Origin of the sequence: Polynucleobacter arcticus, from assembly GCF_013307205.1 — a bacterium.
In the GTDB taxonomy this organism is placed as follows: Bacteria; Pseudomonadota; Gammaproteobacteria; order Burkholderiales; family Burkholderiaceae; genus Polynucleobacter; species Polynucleobacter arcticus.
In genome coordinates this window covers 2,073,977-2,090,447 of sequence record NZ_CP028940.1, presented here as the reverse complement: position 1 = coordinate 2,090,447, position 16,471 = coordinate 2,073,977, and the positions used below count along the sequence as shown (strand labels likewise).

The following is a 16,471-nucleotide window of genomic DNA, read 5'->3' as shown; positions in this document are numbered from 1 at the left end:
TGAATTCAATGTGGGGGGGCTCTGTAAATTACTCATATTTTTGGAGGACCCATTGTAGCGATCCCATAAAGTTATCCACAAGCGAGAAATTCGTGGAAAACCTGTGGATAACTTGTGAATAAACTTAATAAATCCTTTTAAATTAAGGGTTTATTAAATCTACACCCATAAAATAGAGAAAAATACCTATATATTCTTCTCTAGCGGTTGACCTTTTGCTTTGCAACAAGGAAAATACTGGGTTTTGCAGGATGAATCATGAAAAGAACATACCAACCCTCAGTAACACGCCGTAAACGTACACACGGATTTCGTATTCGTATGAAAACTAAGAGTGGGCGCGCAGTATTAAATGCACGTCGCGCTAAAGGCCGTAAACGTCTAGCTGTTTAATTTAGCAGTTGAACAGCGCCAGGATTTCTGACTTACTAAAAACACGCCCCAAGACAAGTTTGTATTGGGGTTTGTATTTGGCATCTCTAAATCAAGGTGCTGCGCCAGATTTAGGAATTGCGGTAGCTAAAAAATTAGCTAAGCGTGCGGTAGATCGCAACCAATTAAAGCGCATGATCCGTGAAACGGTTCGAATTGCTCAAGCTACAAGCCTGAACAGCGATGTGGTGGTAAAGCTAAAAAAACCAATTGGTCGAGAAACCCGAGGCAGGCTCAGAAGAAAAGAAAAAGAAGTTCTACGAAGCCAAATTGCAGGGTTAATTTAACGTGCGCTTATTAAACAAAATTGCGATCAAGGTTGTAAGGTTGTATCAAATTACACTAAGTCCTTTTGTCGGGATGCATTGCAAATTTGCGCCAAGCTGCTCTCAATATGCCTGCGATTGTTTTGCTCATTATGGATTTTTCAAAAGCTTTGGACTGATGATATGGCGCATTCTGCGCTGTAATCCGTGGTCACAGGGCGGTCATGACCCCGCTGTAAAACCAAGATCTCATCATTATTAAGTGAATGCAAATGGACTTTAAAAAAACAATTCTTTGGACGGTCTTCTCCATGTCGGGCCTCTTGTTGTACAACAACTGGCAGGTTCAAGAGGGTAAGCCCTCCATGTTTGGCGGAAACCCTACAAACAACGTCGTTGCAGCCGACAAGCCAGCGGACAAGTTAGATGTTCCAGCCCCCGTACAAAGCCAAGGTGTTTTAGCGCCAAGTCAAGCCTCAACCCCAATTGCAGGGGCAATCGAAACATCAGAAAAGTTTATTTTGCAAAATGATGTTCTGGCCTTAGAAATTAGCGCTAACGGTGGCAATGTTATTAATGCGAAGCTACCAAAACAACTCACCCCAGAAAAAAAACCAGTTGAGCTATTTCAATACACGCCAACCCATAAATACTTTGCCCGCTCAGGTTTAATTGCTTTGGGTAATGCAGATTTACCAAATCACACTAGCAGCTTTAAGATGGTTCAGTCTGGCAAAGATGGTTCCGGAAACCCATTTATTGTTTTGCTTAGTGAGCGTAACGGCGTCAAACTAGAGAAGACTTATATTCTCAGCCCAGGCAGTTATGTTGTGGATGTGGGTCATCGCGTGACACAAAGCAGTGCAAATGCAACGCCACTGGTTTTGTATACGGAGATTGTTCGGGATGGCTCTCAAGAACAAAAAATTGGACCCTTTGATGGTGCGTTCTCTGCGAGTACATTTACTGGGCCAGCAGCTTATACAGAAAAAGAAAAATTCAATAAGCTGGAATTTACGGCGATTGACAAAAATAAAATTACTATTCCAACTCAAGTAGCGGCTGGCGATCCCGCATGGATTGCAATGGTGCAACATTACTTTGCTAGCGCCTGGATTCCTGCCGACAAAGTAGCGCGTGACATTTATGCGGGAAAGATTGATAACAATCTGTATCGCATTGGTATACAAACACCTTTGGGCATCGTTGCTCCTGGCGCGACCGTGGTTGAAAAAGCAAAATTGTTTGTGGGCCCACAAGAAGAAAGTGTTCTTGAAACAATTGCCCCTGGTTTTGCTTTATTGAAAGATTATGGCTATCTCACTATCCTCGCTAAACCCATTTTTTGGTTATTAGAAAATATTCATGCTTATGTGGGCAATTGGGGTTGGTCAATTATTCTTCTGACCATTTTGATTAAATTGGTGTTCTTCCCACTTTCAGCCGCAAGTTATAAATCAATGGCGCGTATGAAAGAAGTCCAGCCACGACTGATGGTAATGAGGGAACAATATAAAGGCGAACCACAAAAATTAAATCAAGCAATGATGGAGATGTATCGTAAGGAGAAAATTAATCCCTTAGGTGGTTGCTTGCCGGTCGTCATTCAGATCCCTGTGTTTATCTCGCTGTACTGGGTATTACTCTCCTCTGTAGAGATGCGCAATGCCCCGTGGATTGGTTGGATCCAAGATTTGTCGGTACCAGATCCGTACTACATTCTGCCGATCATCATGGCCGCCTCTATGTTTGTGCAAACTAAACTCAACCCTACGCCACCTGATCCAGTTCAGGCAAAGATCATGATGTACATGCCACTAGTATTTTCTGTCATGTTCTTCTTTTTCCCCGCAGGCTTAGTTTTGTATTGGGTTGTGAATAACTTGTTATCCATAGCTCAACAATGGCAAATCAATCAAATGTTTGAAAAAAGGCCAGCCAAATAAAACTTTGGCTGCTTAGATAACACAGGGGGCATCCGCGATGCTGACTAGAAAGCTGCCCATCATTGCGGTTGCTACAGCCCCAGGCAAGGCAGGTGTTGGGGTAATTCGCATTAGCGGCCCCAATCTATTGCAGATTACCAGCGCCTTATTTCAAAAAACATTAACTCCACGGCAAGCAAATCTACTCACCTTGCGCGACGGTGATGGCGAAGTAATTGACCAACTCATAGCGATTTATTTTGCTGCCCCCGCCTCTTTTACTGGTGATGATGTGTTGGAGTTGCAATGCCATGGTGGGCCACAGCTCCTCGAGTTGGTTATGCGGAGATGCCTAGAGCTGGGGCAAGACCAAGGCTTGGTTATTGCAGAGCCCGGCGAATTTTCTTTGCGCGCCTATCTCAATAATAAAATTGATCTAGCCCAGGCAGAGGCAATCGCAGACTTAATAGATGCCCAAAGTGAAGCTGCAGTGCGCGGCGCGGCACGATCATTGCAGGGCGCCTTTTCAAATGACATTAATAGCTTAATTGAAGAAATTACCCAACTTCGAATTTTGGTGGAATCTACTTTAGATTTTCCCGAGGAGGAGATTGAATTTCTGGAGAATGCACAGGCCCGCGAACGCCTTAAAACGGTGATGCATCAATTGCATGCTCTAAGAGAGGGGGCTAAACAAGGCAAGATTCTGCGGGATGGTATTCAACTTGTTTTAGCTGGCGCCCCCAATGTTGGAAAAAGCTCTCTCCTGAACTGTTTGGCTGGTGAAGAGGTGGCTATTGTTACGCCGATAGCCGGAACTACCAGAGATCGGGTAAAGGAGAGCATCACTATCGGCGGCGTTCCAATGCACATTATTGATACTGCCGGATTGCGTGATACCAATGATCTAGTTGAGGCAAAGGGCATCGAAAGATCTTGGGAGGCCATTGGGGCCGCTGATCTAGTCATTTTTTTGCAAGATTCAAGCACTATAGACAGCGTAGATGGCCCCGAGCTTGAGCTTAAAGCCCAGATATTGAAGTCGCTTCCATCCAAGTGCCCGGTTTTAGAAGTTCACAACAAATCCGATTTGTTAAGCTCATCTGATCTAAGGAGCACCAAAGGGCGGGCATTATTTATTTCGGCCAAGACTGGCGATGGTATTGAGGCGCTAAAGCAGAAAATATTGGAAACCGTTGGTTGGGGCGGCACTCAAGAGGGCGCTATTGTGGCGCGTCGACGCCATTTGGATTGCCTTGATAGGGCGTCTGTCCACCTAGACAAATCCCAGCAATTCGCGGCAGATGGGAATGTATCGCTGGAGTTATTTGCAGAAGAGCTCCGTTTAGCCCAAGACCAGCTCGGACAAATTACTGGAAAACTGCTCCCAGACGACCTTTTAGGCAAGATATTTAGCCAATTTTGTATTGGTAAATAAGGAATTTGCTCTTGGATGGGCAAGACCAAGAAATGTGTCAGAAATGTTAAAATCGTTGGATTAAAAAATTATTACTTTCCACGGGAATCCCATGACTATCAACAATAACGTACCTGAGTACGTAAAAAACCAAAAACTCATTCAGTGGGTTGCAGATGTAGCCGCCCTCACCAAGCCAGACCAGATTCGTTGGTGCGATGGTTCAGAAGCGGAATACGACGAGTTTTGTGAGTTGCTGGTAAGCGCAGGTGTGTTCAAGCGTCTGAACCCGGCTAAGCGTAAAAACTCTTTCTTAGCGTTGTCCGATCCGGACGATGTTGCTCGTGTCGAAGATCGTACTTTTATATGCTCTGCAAAAAAAGATGATGCTGGCCCAACTAATAATTGGGTAGAGCCAGGCGAAATGCGTGCCACCTTACAGCCATTGTTTGATGGTTGTATGCGCGGCAGAACAATGTATGTTGTTCCCTTCTCTATGGGGCCAATCGGCTCCCCAATCGCTCACATTGGCGTTGAGTTATCGGATAGCCCTTATGTTGCAATCAATATGCGCTTGATGACGCGAATGGGTAAAGCCGTGATTGATCAGCTTGGTGCTGCTGGCGAATTTGTGCCTTGTATTCATACTGTTGGCAAGCCATTGGCTGCTGGCGAAAAGGATGTGGCCTGGCCGAACAATAAAACTAAATACATCGTTCACTATCCAGAAACTCGCGAGATTTGGTCTTTCGGATCGGGTTACGGTGGTAACGCCTTATTGGGTAAAAAATGTTTTGCCCTGCGCATTGCCTCCAATATGGGGCGCGATCAAGGCTGGTTAGCTGAGCACATGTTGATCTTGGGCGTAACTTCACCTGAGGGTAAGAAATACCATATCGCTGCAGCGTTCCCGTCAGCCTGCGGAAAAACAAACTTCTCCATGATGATTCCTCCAAAAGGATTTGAAGGCTGGAAGGTCACCACCGTTGGTGATGACATTGCATGGATTAAGCCACGTAAAGACGCAGTTACTGGCAAAACCCGTTTGTTTGCCATTAACCCCGAGTCTGGTTACTTCGGTGTCGCACCAGGCACAAATCGTCAAACCAATCCGAATTGTCTCGACTCATTAAACCAAGATGCTATTTTTACAAACGTCGGCTTAACCGATGATGGTGATGTTTGGTGGGAGGGTTTGACTGATACGCCTCCAGCACATTTAATTGATTGGCAAGGTAAGGACTGGACGCCCGCTGATGGCGCCGCTGGCCGTAAAGCTGCACATCCAAATTCACGTTTCACCGTAGCCGCTACAAATAATCCTGCAGTTGATCCTAATTGGGACAATCCAGAGGGCGTGGCGATTGACGCATTCTTATTTGGTGGACGCCGTTCGAACACGGTGCCATTGGTAAGTGAGGCGCGTGATTGGGTTGAGGGTGTTTACATGGCAGCCACAATGGGCTCTGAAACTACTGCTGCAATTACTGGCCAGGTCGGCGTTGTTCGTCGCGATCCATTTGCGATGATTGCGTTTGCGGGTTACAACATGAGCGACTACTTCCAGCATTGGTTGAATATCGGTAGCAAGCTTTCCGCTGAAGGCGCAGTGTTACCAAAAATCTACTGTGTGAACTGGTTCCGTAAAGACGAGAACGGCAAGTTTGTATGGCCTGGTTTTGGTGAAAACATGCGTGTTCTTTCTTGGATCTTGGGTCGCGCTGAAGGCACGGCCAAAGGTACGGAGACCGTATTTGGTATTTGCCCAGAACATACTGATATGAGTTGGGATGGCCTTGATTACTCTGTAGAAAAATTCGAGAAAGCCATCAATGTCGCTGTTGATGATTGGAAGAATGAACTCAAATTACACTCCGAGCTGTTTGAGCATTTGGGTGAACGTGTGCCCAAAGAGCTGCTCGAAGCCCGCAGCACAATTGAGAAGCGCTTAAACGCCTAGGCGTTCCCTAGAAATTTAAGAAGTCTTTCTAAAAACATCTTTATTTAATGACCATACCCCAACACCATGACATCGTGGTGATTGGGGCAGGCATTGCAGGTGCAACTATTGCGCATGAGTTGCTGGAGCGCGGCCAAGCCGTTTGCATTCTTGACTCTGCACCCATCCCCGCCTCCGCTTGTTCTAGTCACGCATATGCAATTGCTCATCCTCATGTTGGCCGCGGCGCCCCACGATTATTGCGTTTAACGCGTATTGCATTCTTGATGGCTGAAGCTCGCTGGGGTAAGTCCTGGAATCAGCATGGCATCTTTCAGCCCAGCAAAAAAGATGCGTCATTTAATCCTAGTGAAGTAGAAAAATATCTGCAGTCGCTCGACCTAGATAAAGATATGGCGCAAGCACTGGATGCTAATGAGGCAATGCAAATTTGCGGCATTCAACAAAGTGGTATTTGGCTCCCGCGTGGCGCATCACTAAACTTATCTGAAGCAACAGTCAGCGCGCTTAAGCCCCATCCAAGATTAACTTGCTACTGGAACACCACAGTAAATCGATTAGAAAAAGTCGGTGCGTGTTGGAAACTATTTAATCATCACAATGAAGTCATCATGACCGCTGACAAGGTCATTATTGCAACAGCACTACAAGCTAAAAGCTTAGCCGCAAGTATGGATGTGCGACTCCCCTTAAGGCCGGTACGTGGACAACTTACTATTTTTTCCATTTCTGAGCACAATGGGTGGGCAAAAAAATTACCGAGGACCGCAATCTCTAAAGATGGCTATTGCTTACCAGCAAGAAAGTTGTCAGATGGAGCCTATGAGTGGATCGTCGGCTCTAGTTTTGATGAGGGCGAATCCGACCTTCAAGATTGGGATGCAAGCGATGACTTTAATCGCGAGCAAGCAAAGGGCTTGTTGAATTATGAAGAGGGTGACCTTAGCCACCTTCAAAAGGCGGGAAGCTTTGTAGGCATACGCTGCGTAGCAGGCGATCGTCTGCCAATTATTGGTGCGCTGACTCAACGCCCAGGAATATTTTTGGCAACGGCCCTAGGCTCGAGGGGCGCTCTTTGGTCGGCTTTAGCGGCCAAGCTGATTAGCGCTCAAGTACTAGAAGACGACTTCGCTTTGCTGGCACGCTTAGGTTTTGCAGCAGACTTAGTTGCCGCGCTTGCCCCAGCACGCTTCTTTGCTGGAGCTTTGGCCGCCGCCCCTTCTTTAGGCGCCTTAGCCTCAAATTCGAAACCAATCTTACCGTCAGCACCTAGGGCTAAGTAAGCCTTAAATCCGCGACCAGTTCGATTGGATTTGAAGTTGGTTAACAAATCCGTTTTACCTTCTCCGAGTAGTTTTTGGACTTGCTCAGTAGAAATTTCCTGCTGCAAAACAACCTTGCCTGTTTTGAAATCACAGGACTTCTCTGGGCCGGTATTTCGCTCACACAAGTAGCGCATGCCATCTTCGTATACAGCGCCCGAGCATTTTGGACAGACCCCCAAAGCTTGGCGGCCAGTAAAGTCGATTGCTTCCGACTCGTCTTCTTGAGAATTACCAAAATCAAACTCGAGCTTAAAGCCTGCGTTTGGATAATCTGCATCATCTTCAGGAATTTCACTTAACTTAATGATCGCAGCAAATGGCCTGCCTATTTTGCTGCGAAATCCCTGCAATGGCCCAATCGTTTTTTCACGCAGTAACTCCTCTACCTCTGGGTATTCAAACGCCCGTCCACCCGGTGTTTTGCTAATCGTGAAGCCGCATTTCTCACAAGCAAAGCGACGGTAGTTTTCTTTAACAGCCCCTTTGCAGTGTGGACAAGGTGTGGACATCGTAGCGTAGTCGCCTGGAATCGTATCGCTGTCATATTCTTTTGCACGCTTGACGATGCGCTGCGTCATCTGTGCAATCTCTTGCATGAAGGTGTCACGATTCATCTCGCCACGCTCAATCAGTGAGAGCTTGTTTTCCCAGCTACCCGTGAGGTCAGGCCTGGTTAATTCCTCAACATCGAGGCCACGCAAAAGCGTCATCAATTGGAATGCTTTAGCCGTTGGAATAAGTTCACGCGCTTCGCGAACCATATACCGCTCTGCTAGTAAACCTTCAATGATGGCTGCCCGAGTCGCTGGCGTACCCAAACCTTTTTCGGCCATGGCTTCACGCATATCATCGTCATCTACCCATTTACCCGCACTCTCCATGGCTGATAGCAAGGTTGCTTCGGTATAGCGAGCCGGTGGTTTTGTTTTTAATGGAACAGCGGCAATAGATTCGTTTTGTACGGTTTCACCTTCTTGTACCGCTACCAACTCATCATCTGCTTGATTGGATCTGCCGTATACCGTTAACCAGCCCGGAGTGACCAATACACGACCCTCGGTTTTAAAGTGATGTCCTGATGCTTCAGTGATGCGGGTGGTAACGCGAAACTCGGCTGCAGGATAAAACACTGCCAAGAATCGACGCACAACTAAATCATAGAGTTTTTGCTCGGGCTCGCTAAGTGTCTTGGGAGACTCTAAGGTAGGAATGATTGCAAAGTGATCCGATATTTTTGAGTTATCAAAAATACGCTTGTTTGGTTTAATCCAGCCGTAACCTGCTTTAGCTTTTGGATCTTTAGGATCGCCTTGCAAAATTTGCTTGGCAAATGACCGATACTCTTGTGAGTTCTCAGCCAGATTTTCCATGGTCTGCTTTACGGTCTCCAAATAATCTTCAGGTAAAGCCTTGGCATCCGTACGTGGATAGGTGAGCACCTTATGGCGCTCGTACAAGGCTTGGGCGAGGCCTAAGGTATTTTTAGCTGAGAAGCCAAAGCGTGCATTTGCTTCCCGTTGCAGACTAGTTAAATCAAATAGCTGAGGCGCTAGTTGGGTAGCCGGCTTTGCCTCTTCTTTCACGCTCGCTTTTTTATCACGACACGCAGTGACGATGCTTTGCGCAGCGGCCTCGCTCCACAGGCGATTCTCCCGAGCGTCTGGTGCGGCAACATCTTTTTTAAACTTAGGATCAAACCAGCGACCTTCATAAACTCCAGCTGCCGCAATAAACTCGGCCTTCACTTCCCAATAATCCTTAGAGATGAATTTGCGAATGAGTTCTTCGCGCTCAACCACGATCGATAGTGTTGGTGTCTGTACTCGACCCACTGTTGTGAGAAAGAACCCGCCACTTTTACTATTAAATGCTGTCATGGCGCGCGTGCCATTGATGCCTACCATCCAATCAGCCTCGGAACGACAACGAGCAGCGTCGGCCAAAGGTTGCATATCGCTATCGCTGCGAAGAGAAGCAAAGCCATCACGAATCGCCGCAGGCGTCATTGATTGCAACCAGAGGCGCTTAATGGCCTGAGGCGCTTTTGCATGTTGCGCAATTAAACGGAAGATCAGCTCGCCTTCTCGGCCCGCGTCACATGCATTAATCAGTTCATGAATATCTTTTCGCTTAATGAGTTTTTGCAACACCTTCAGACGCGATTCAGTTTTCGCGATGGGGCGCAAATCAAAATAAGGCGGAACAACCGGTAGGTTGGCAAAAGACCATTTACCCCGCTTGACATCAAACTCTTCAGGGGCGGCAATTTCTAATAGGTGACCAACTGCAGAGGAGATAACAAAATCATCGCTTTCGAAATAGTCCTCGTATTTAGTAAAGCCACCTAAAGCTTTGGCAATGTCATTGGCAACGGAGGGCTTTTCCGCAATGATCAGCGCCTTGGGGTGATCCCCCGCCGAAGTCTTCGGACTGCTTTTTTTGGTAGATGCTTTAGTTGCCACGTGTTTTGCCTAAATTTGAGCTTGAAATGATGTTTAAACGGGGAAAACAGAGGGCTAATTTAAACCTGATCTCGCCAAAACTCTCCCGATATCCCTTTTTTATTATTAACCGATAAATTGTTAAAAGTCCAAAAACCTAATTTTTTTGGGCTGATTTGAGCTAGATTAAGCCCCTATTTTTATCAAAATAGCCATTTAAATGGCTTTAAATGCGGTTTTTGGCCACTTTGGCAGCTCATCAAGAATATCTTGCGGGGATTGAATGAGTTTAGCCCCTTGCTGAAGTAGCTGATGGCATCCTCTGGATAGGGGGTGATGTATGGACCCAGGAATGGCGAAAATTTCACGTCCGAGCTCACAGCCTAGCCTTGCCGTGATGAGCGAGCCAGATCGCTCTGCGGCCTCAATTACCACAATGCCTAGCGAAAGGGCTGCAATGATGCGGTTTCGGCGTGGGAAATGCCAGGCCTTTGGTCCCAAGCCTGGCGCTAACTCCGAGACCAGGAGCCCATGCCGACCGATAGTCTTAGCTAAGCCAAGGTGCTCTCGTGGATAGACGATATCAAGCCCGGTCCCACATACTGCTAAGGTCGGCTGGTCCTGCATGCGCCCCAGCGCACCCCAATGTGCGGCGCCATCAATACCTCTGGCTAGCCCAGAGACCACTAGGTATCCCGCTTGAGATAGGGCTTGCGCAAAAAGGTAGGCATTTTTGATTCCTTCGGGGCTGGCAGCGCGAGAACCAACAATGGCGATCATGGGCAAGTTAAGCAGCCGAATGTCGCCATATATATAGAGCGAATGGGGCGGGTCGTATAAATCCAGTAGACGGGCGGGGTAGCCAGGATCATTCCGTGTAATTTGGGTGATATTTGTGTCTTTAGAGATGGGCATAGAGCCATTTTCAGCATGGGGCTGAAATGAACTATCGGGACAGCCTGATTACTCTGTTGGATAATTCCTCTATGGCTTTATTAACCGTCCTTTGCTATCCAGATCCACGCCTACACAAGGTTGCTAAACCTGTAGCGCAAGTGGATGCACGTATCAAAAAAATTGTGGCTGACATGGCCGAGACAATGTATGAGGCTCCAGGGGTGGGCTTAGCTGCAACTCAGGTAGATATTCATGAGCGTATTGTGGTGATTGATGTGTCGGACAATCAAAATGAGTTGATGGTATTCATTAATCCAGAGTTGGTTTGGTCAAGCCCAGAAAAAAAATCGTGGCGTGAGGGGTGTCTCTCAGTGCCAGAGTATTACGATGAGGTTGATCGCCCCGCTGTTGTAAGAGTGAAGGCGCTAGATATTAATGGCAAAGCATTTGAAGTAGAAGCTGATGGCCTGCTTGCAGTTTGCTTGCAGCACGAGATGGATCATTTGCAGGGCAAAGTATTTGTGGAGTATCTTTCCATGTTGAAGCGCAATCGCATCTCTCTCAAAATGAAGAAGCGCGCTAAAGAATTAGTAGGCGAGCGCTAAGCGCCCAATGAAAATTGTTTTTGCAGGCACCCCGGAGTTTGCCGCACAAGCCATGCGTGCATTACATCAGGCCGGTCACGAAATCGTTTTAACATTAACGCAACCCGATCGTCGTGCGGGTCGCGGAATGCACCTACAAGCTAGCCCTGTAAAAATGTTTGCACAGGAGAACAATATTCCTGTGTTGCAACCAGAAACTTTGAAGCAAACGCATGCCGATTTAGAAAAAAGATCTGCAGCACAAGCGGCTTATCAATTTTTAGCCAGTATTGATTTTGATGCCATGGTGGTTGTGGCTTACGGATTAATTCTCCCTCAAGATATTTTGGATCTTGCTTCTCGGAATGGCAGACATGGCTGCTTTAATATTCATGCTTCTTTGCTACCAAGGTGGCGTGGCGCCGCGCCAATACAGCGCGCAATTGAAAACGGTGATGCCACTACGGGCGTGAGCATCATGCAAATGGATGCGGGCCTAGATACTGGCGATACCGTTTTAGTGGGCGATCTAAAAATTACACCTCACGAAACCACTGCATCTCTGCATGACCGTTTGGCCGCATTAGGGGCCGAGCTGATGGTAAAGACACTCAGTGACCTGGATCAAGGAGTTGTCCTCGCAAGAACTCCGCAGCCAAGTGACGGCATTACCTATGCGGAAAAAATACTGAAGAATGAAGCGGAGATTGATTGGCAGTTAAGTGCCGATGAAGTCGATCGACGCATTCGTGCACTGAATCCTTTCCCTGGATCCACCAGCAGCCTTGCTGGCGAGCAATTCAAGTTTTGGAACTCTTGCTTGCCCAGCCAGGTACAAACACATGATGATGCTTTCCCAGGTCAAGTTATCGGATTTAGCGCAGATGGCGCTTATGTTCAATGTGGCGATGGCGTAATCGAAATTCTAGAAATGCAAAAACCGGGTGGCAAGAAAACCAGCGCAAGCGCTTGTCTACAGACCCATCGTACGCAAGAAAAAATAATGCAGTTTAAGAAAGATTAATTTGACTGACCAAAAAATACCGCGCAGCCTTCCTTTATCTGAGGCTATGACGATTTCAGCGCAAGCAATTGGTGAGGTGATGGCCGGTAGATCTCTCACAGAGGTGTTGGATCAGTTAGATGCGCATGAGCGCCCCATTGTGCAGAGCTTGACTTTTGATGCCCTGCGAAAGTGGGTCCGATCTCATGAGCTCATTAAGGAATTGATTCCGAAGACACCACCACCAGAAGTGGAGCACTTGTTGAGTGTCGCCATTGCCTTGTTTCTGCACAATGGTGCAGAGGGTAAGGGCTATGCAGTACATACGATTGTTGATCAGGCCGTGAAAGCCTGTAGCGAATATGAGCCAACGATGTATGCCAAAGGCTTGATGAATGCTGTGCTTCGCAAGGTCAGTCTCGCGATTCAGGCCGAAAACGAAAAGCCCTATCCTCCGGACCCTGTTCCCATGTTTTTCCCGCCTTGGTGGCGAGCTAACTTAAAGCGCAATTATTCAAAGGCTTGGCAGGCGATGTTGATTCAGCAGGCCCAACGCGCACCCCTTATTTTGCGAGTGAATGCTCAACAGCACACACGCCAGGAATATCAAGACTTGCTGCAACAGGCAGGAATTACAGCGGAACCGATTCATTCGGTTGCTGGCACTGCACTAGATTCCGCTTTGCTATTACGCGAGCCAGTGCCGGTAGCGGATTTGCCAGGATTTTATAGTGGCGCAGTTTCTGTTCAAGATGCTGGCGCGCAGCTTGCTGCGGTCTTGCTTGATCCCAAGCCAGGTGAGCGCGTATTGGATGCTTGTGCAGCTCCCGGCGGAAAAACAGCCCACGTATTAGAGCTTGCCCAGTGCGACATGATTGCTTTAGAGCTTGATGGCGAACGACTTGGAAAAATTGGCGGCAACTTGGATCGTTTGCGCCTCCAGTCTGATGCTGTTCGGGTAGTGCGCGGGGACGCCTCTAAGGGCGCTTGGTGGGATGGCAAGTTGTTTGACAAAATTTTATTAGATGCGCCTTGCTCAGCTTCCGGAATTGTTTCAAGGCATCCTGATATTCCATTTTTGCGGCGCGAAGCAGATATTCAATCTTTACAGACGAGACAGCGTGCAATTTTGGAGCAGTCTTGGAAGATGCTTAAGTCAGGAGGAACCTTGTTATATGTGACTTGTTCCGTGTTTCCTGAAGAGGGCGAAGATCAGGCGGTTTGGTTTGCTACAAAGCATGCGGATGCGTTACGATTGAGCGCCCCCGGGCAAATTTTGCCTGACGAGCTGAACGATGGTTTTTACTACGCTTTGTTTAAGAAAAATGGGCCATGAGCCAAAGCATTAAACAATTCATGCTCTGTGGTTTGTTGGCGTTGGGCCTAATCTCAATGACAGCAAATGCAGAGGGAATCAAGATTAAAACTGCTGAGTTAGAGCGGGTGGATAACGACTGGCTATTAAATGCTACGTTTGAGATTGCCCTGACCCCGGGCCTTGAGGATGCAGTTCAAAAAGGGGTTGTTTTATATTTTCAGACTGAGTTTGATTTGACTCGCTCGCGATGGTATTGGTTTGATGAAAGGCCTGCTCTTGCCCAAAGACAAACCCGCCTTTCTTATCAACCAATGACTCAGCAATATCGTATCGCCTCAGAAGGTTTCACTTTCTCCGCTAAAACGATGTTTGAGGCTTTGCAGGCAGTTGGCAGTATCGGTGGCTGGAAGGTGATTGATAACAATCAAATTGACCCCAGCAAATCCTACACTGCAGCCTTAAGAATGACTCTGGATTTAAGCAAGCTACCCAAGCCATTTCAAGTAAACGCTTTAAATAATCGTGACTGGAATGTCGCTAGCGATTGGTTGCGGTTTCCCTTTTCACCAAGTGGGACCAACCTGATTAAACGATGAAGATATCTTGGGATTTCATTGGGTCCAATGCGTTTGAAAAAAACATTTGGAAAAGGCGCGCCCTTCCAATAGCAATGGGGATCATTGGTACTTTTGCACTGGTGTTGCTTGTACTGCTCTCCATCGCATCTTCTAATACTGAATTTTTTGACAACTATTTCATTTGGCTCTACGCAGCCAATGTAGTCATTGGAGTTTGTTTAACTTTAGTCATTTTGACCTTGGTGATCGTGATTGCAATTCGTTGGCATAAGGGCCGTTTTGGTACGCGCTTGATTGCAAAGCTGGCAATGATCTTTGCTTTAGTCGGCGTTGTACCAGGATTGATTCTGTATGGCGTCTCCTTGCAGTTCGTCTCTCGAAGTATTGAAACCTGGTTCGATGTCAAAGTAGAGTCGGCGTTAGAGTCTGGTCTCGAGTTGGGTCGCGTTACCTTGCGTGTGGCCCAAGAAGAAATTCTGGCTGAGGGAAACTATATTGCTGAGCAGATTGTGCAGGTTCCGCCAGGTACCAGCTCAGATCAGGTTGGCGTAATGGCCATGAAAATCCGCAGTCAATTTGGCATTCAAGAGCTCAGCTTGTTTAATATGCAGCGCAATATGATCTTTACTAGCGAGCCAAGAGCTAAAAAATACCTGCCCGCCCCAAGTGCAGACGTTATTGCAGAAGCATTTAAAAATAAAGGATCCACCTTTGTCGATCAAATTGAGCTAGAAGGAGGGCAGCGCACCTATCGAGTCAGGGCAATTGTGCCGATTGTGCGAAAGAAATCTATTCAAAGCAAATTAGATTCGGGCAGAGATGTGGATGATAAGTTTTTTTTGCAGCTAGTTCGGTTTATCCCAAGCCCTCTGACAAAGAATATTTTTGCGGTGGAGTCGGCTTATAGTGACTATCAAGAGAAATCCTTAGGACGCACGGGTTTACGTAAGATGTTTGTGGGTACGCTGACATTAACTTTGTTCTTTGCACTATTTGTTGCTGTGACTTTAGCTTTAATACTTGGGCGTCAGCTGGCCAGGCCTTTGCTGATGCTTTTAAGGGGAACACAGGCAGTCGCTCAGGGAGACCTGTCACCCAAGCCAGAGTTAGATACTGGTGATGAGCTCGGAATGCTGACTCGCCAATTTAATGTAATGACACGTCAACTTGCGGATACGAGAACCTCCCTGCAAGAATCTAAATCATTTTTAGAAACCGTATTGGGTAACTTGACTGCTGGCGTTTGCATCTTCGACAAGAGATTTAATATGGTTTCTAGTAATGCGGGTGCTGACCGCATCTTTGGGCAGGACCTAACGCAAATAGATGGCCGCCCTTTAAGCGATAGCCCTAGTCTGGTTGAGTTTGAACAAGCCATTAAAGAGGGCTTTGCAACGATGAAGCTTGCAGTTGGGGCGGAGGGTGGTCAACCTGATGCGGGTATTAATCAGCCCGCACCAGTGTGGCAAAAGCAGATTCAGCTCCACAGCAGCAACGAGTACGAGAATGAGCCCGGAGTTACCTTATTTGTCCGGGGTACTGAGCTGACCTCTGATTTGCGCATGGTGGTGTTTGACGACATTACCGATGTGGTGAGTGCGCAGCGCTCTATTGCCTGGAGTGAGGTCGCTAGACGTCTGGCGCATGAGATTAAGAACCCACTAACACCCATACAGCTCTCTGCTGAGAGGTTGCAACATAAGTTAGCCGGTAAATTGAGCCCCGAGCAAGAAGAGATGATCAATCGCAGCACGGAAACGATCATTGGACAAGTCCAGGCCATGAAGGAAATGGTCAATGATTTTAGGGATTTTGCAAAAACACCCAGTCCGCAACTGAAATCTGTTTCTATCAATGCTTTGACACAAGAGATCTTGGGTTTATACGAGGGCAGCCCTTTAAAAACCCAGTTAGATCCACAGTGCCCAAACATTATGGGCGACCCTACTCAACTCAGACAGATTATTCATAATCTTTTACAGAATGCTCAAGATGCCACACTTGAGGGGCCGCACCAAGCTGAACCGGTTGAGGTAAAAACAGAATTAGTATCCTATGGTGAATTTGGCGGCACCGTACAAAATGCAGTGCGTTTAATAATAAGTGATAGTGGTTCGGGGTTTCCAGCTAAGATACTGGCAAGAGCATTTGAACCTTATGTCACAACAAAGACTAAAGGCACTGGATTAGGTTTGGCAGTGGTGAAGAAAATCGTAGATGATCACGGGGCAAAAATTGAGGTCCGCAATCGCCTGCGTGGCGATGAAGTGATCGGTGCAAAAGTATCAATTTTGTTTATGAATCTGGCAAAAGAGGCAGCATAAG

General features: G+C 47.0%; 13 protein-coding genes and 1 pseudogene. 12 read left to right on the top strand and 2 right to left on the bottom strand.

Annotated elements, in window-relative coordinates:
* Nucleotides 1–258: 258 nt before the first annotated feature.
* The 7 genes and pseudogenes from rpmH to mnmC1 form a co-directional block, all read left to right on the top strand.
* Complete coding sequence (gene rpmH, locus DN92_RS10600; RefSeq protein ID WP_011903922.1) at nucleotides 259–393, top strand: 50S ribosomal protein L34; 135 nt, start codon at nucleotides 259–261, stop codon at nucleotides 391–393.
* A 77-nt stretch (nucleotides 394–470) separates the two neighbouring features.
* Nucleotides 471–719 (top strand): ribonuclease P protein component, encoded by a 249-nt coding sequence (locus DN92_RS10595; protein ID WP_254598300.1) that lies wholly within the window; start codon nucleotides 471–473, stop codon nucleotides 717–719.
* Between the two features lie 73 nt (nucleotides 720–792).
* Nucleotides 793–960, top strand: coding sequence for a membrane protein insertion efficiency factor YidD (gene yidD / locus DN92_RS10590; RefSeq protein ID WP_254598394.1), 168 nt, complete (start codon nucleotides 793–795; stop codon nucleotides 958–960).
* A gap of 10 nt (nucleotides 961–970) precedes the next feature.
* Nucleotides 971–2,644 (top strand): membrane protein insertase YidC, encoded by a 1,674-nt coding sequence (gene yidC, locus DN92_RS10585; RefSeq protein WP_173961200.1) that lies wholly within the window; start codon nucleotides 971–973, stop codon nucleotides 2,642–2,644.
* A 37-nt stretch (nucleotides 2,645–2,681) separates the two neighbouring features.
* Nucleotides 2,682–4,061, top strand: coding sequence for a tRNA uridine-5-carboxymethylaminomethyl(34) synthesis GTPase MnmE (gene mnmE, locus DN92_RS10580; RefSeq protein ID WP_173961199.1), 1,380 nt, complete (start codon nucleotides 2,682–2,684; stop codon nucleotides 4,059–4,061).
* 91 nt (nucleotides 4,062–4,152) lie between these two features.
* Entirely contained in the window at nucleotides 4,153–6,000 is a 1,848-nt protein-coding gene (locus DN92_RS10575; protein WP_173961198.1) for a phosphoenolpyruvate carboxykinase (GTP), read from the top strand.
* Between the two features lie 47 nt (nucleotides 6,001–6,047).
* Nucleotides 6,048–7,049: pseudogene (mnmC1, locus tag DN92_RS10670) on the top strand (FAD-dependent 5-carboxymethylaminomethyl-2-thiouridine(34) oxidoreductase MnmC1); the annotation flags it as partial.
* 59 nt (nucleotides 7,050–7,108) lie between these two features.
* On the opposite strand, the gene DN92_RS10570 reads toward mnmC1, so the two are convergent.
* Entirely contained in the window at nucleotides 7,109–9,787 is a 2,679-nt protein-coding gene (locus DN92_RS10570) for a DNA topoisomerase III (RefSeq protein ID WP_173961197.1), read from the bottom strand.
* 195 nt (nucleotides 9,788–9,982) lie between these two features.
* Nucleotides 9,983–10,681: a DNA-processing protein DprA gene (gene dprA, locus DN92_RS10565; protein WP_173961196.1), complete on the bottom strand. Its 699-nt coding sequence runs from the start codon at nucleotides 10,679–10,681 to the stop codon at nucleotides 9,983–9,985.
* Nucleotides 10,682–10,752: 71 nt separating this feature from the next.
* On the opposite strand from dprA, the gene def reads away from it, so the two are divergent.
* Genes def through DN92_RS10540 form a run of 5 tightly spaced genes read left to right on the top strand, consistent with a single transcriptional unit; the run spans nucleotide 10,753 to nucleotide 16,470 of the window.
* Nucleotides 10,753–11,268 (top strand): peptide deformylase, encoded by a 516-nt coding sequence (def, locus tag DN92_RS10560; RefSeq protein ID WP_217426118.1) that lies wholly within the window; start codon nucleotides 10,753–10,755, stop codon nucleotides 11,266–11,268.
* A 7-nt stretch (nucleotides 11,269–11,275) separates the two neighbouring features.
* Nucleotides 11,276–12,271, top strand: coding sequence for a methionyl-tRNA formyltransferase (fmt, locus tag DN92_RS10555; RefSeq protein ID WP_173961194.1), 996 nt, complete (start codon nucleotides 11,276–11,278; stop codon nucleotides 12,269–12,271).
* 1 nt (nucleotide 12,272) lies between these two features.
* A complete protein-coding gene (rsmB, locus tag DN92_RS10550) occupies nucleotides 12,273–13,586 on the top strand; it encodes a 16S rRNA (cytosine(967)-C(5))-methyltransferase RsmB (RefSeq protein WP_173961193.1) in 1,314 nt (437 codons plus the stop codon).
* Nucleotides 13,583–14,164 carry a DUF4390 domain-containing protein gene (locus tag DN92_RS10545; protein ID WP_173961192.1) on the top strand — a complete coding sequence of 194 codons (582 nt, stop codon included), beginning with the start codon at nucleotides 13,583–13,585 and terminating at the stop codon, nucleotides 14,162–14,164. The genes rsmB and DN92_RS10545 overlap by 4 nt, the downstream gene beginning before the upstream one ends.
* The gene (locus DN92_RS10540; RefSeq protein ID WP_173961191.1) at nucleotides 14,161–16,470 is read left to right on the top strand and encodes an ATP-binding protein; all 2,310 of its coding nucleotides are present in this window, start codon (nucleotides 14,161–14,163) and stop codon (nucleotides 16,468–16,470) included. Before DN92_RS10545 ends, DN92_RS10540 begins: the two co-directional genes overlap by 4 nt.
* The last annotated feature ends 1 nt before the right edge of the window (nucleotide 16,471 follow it).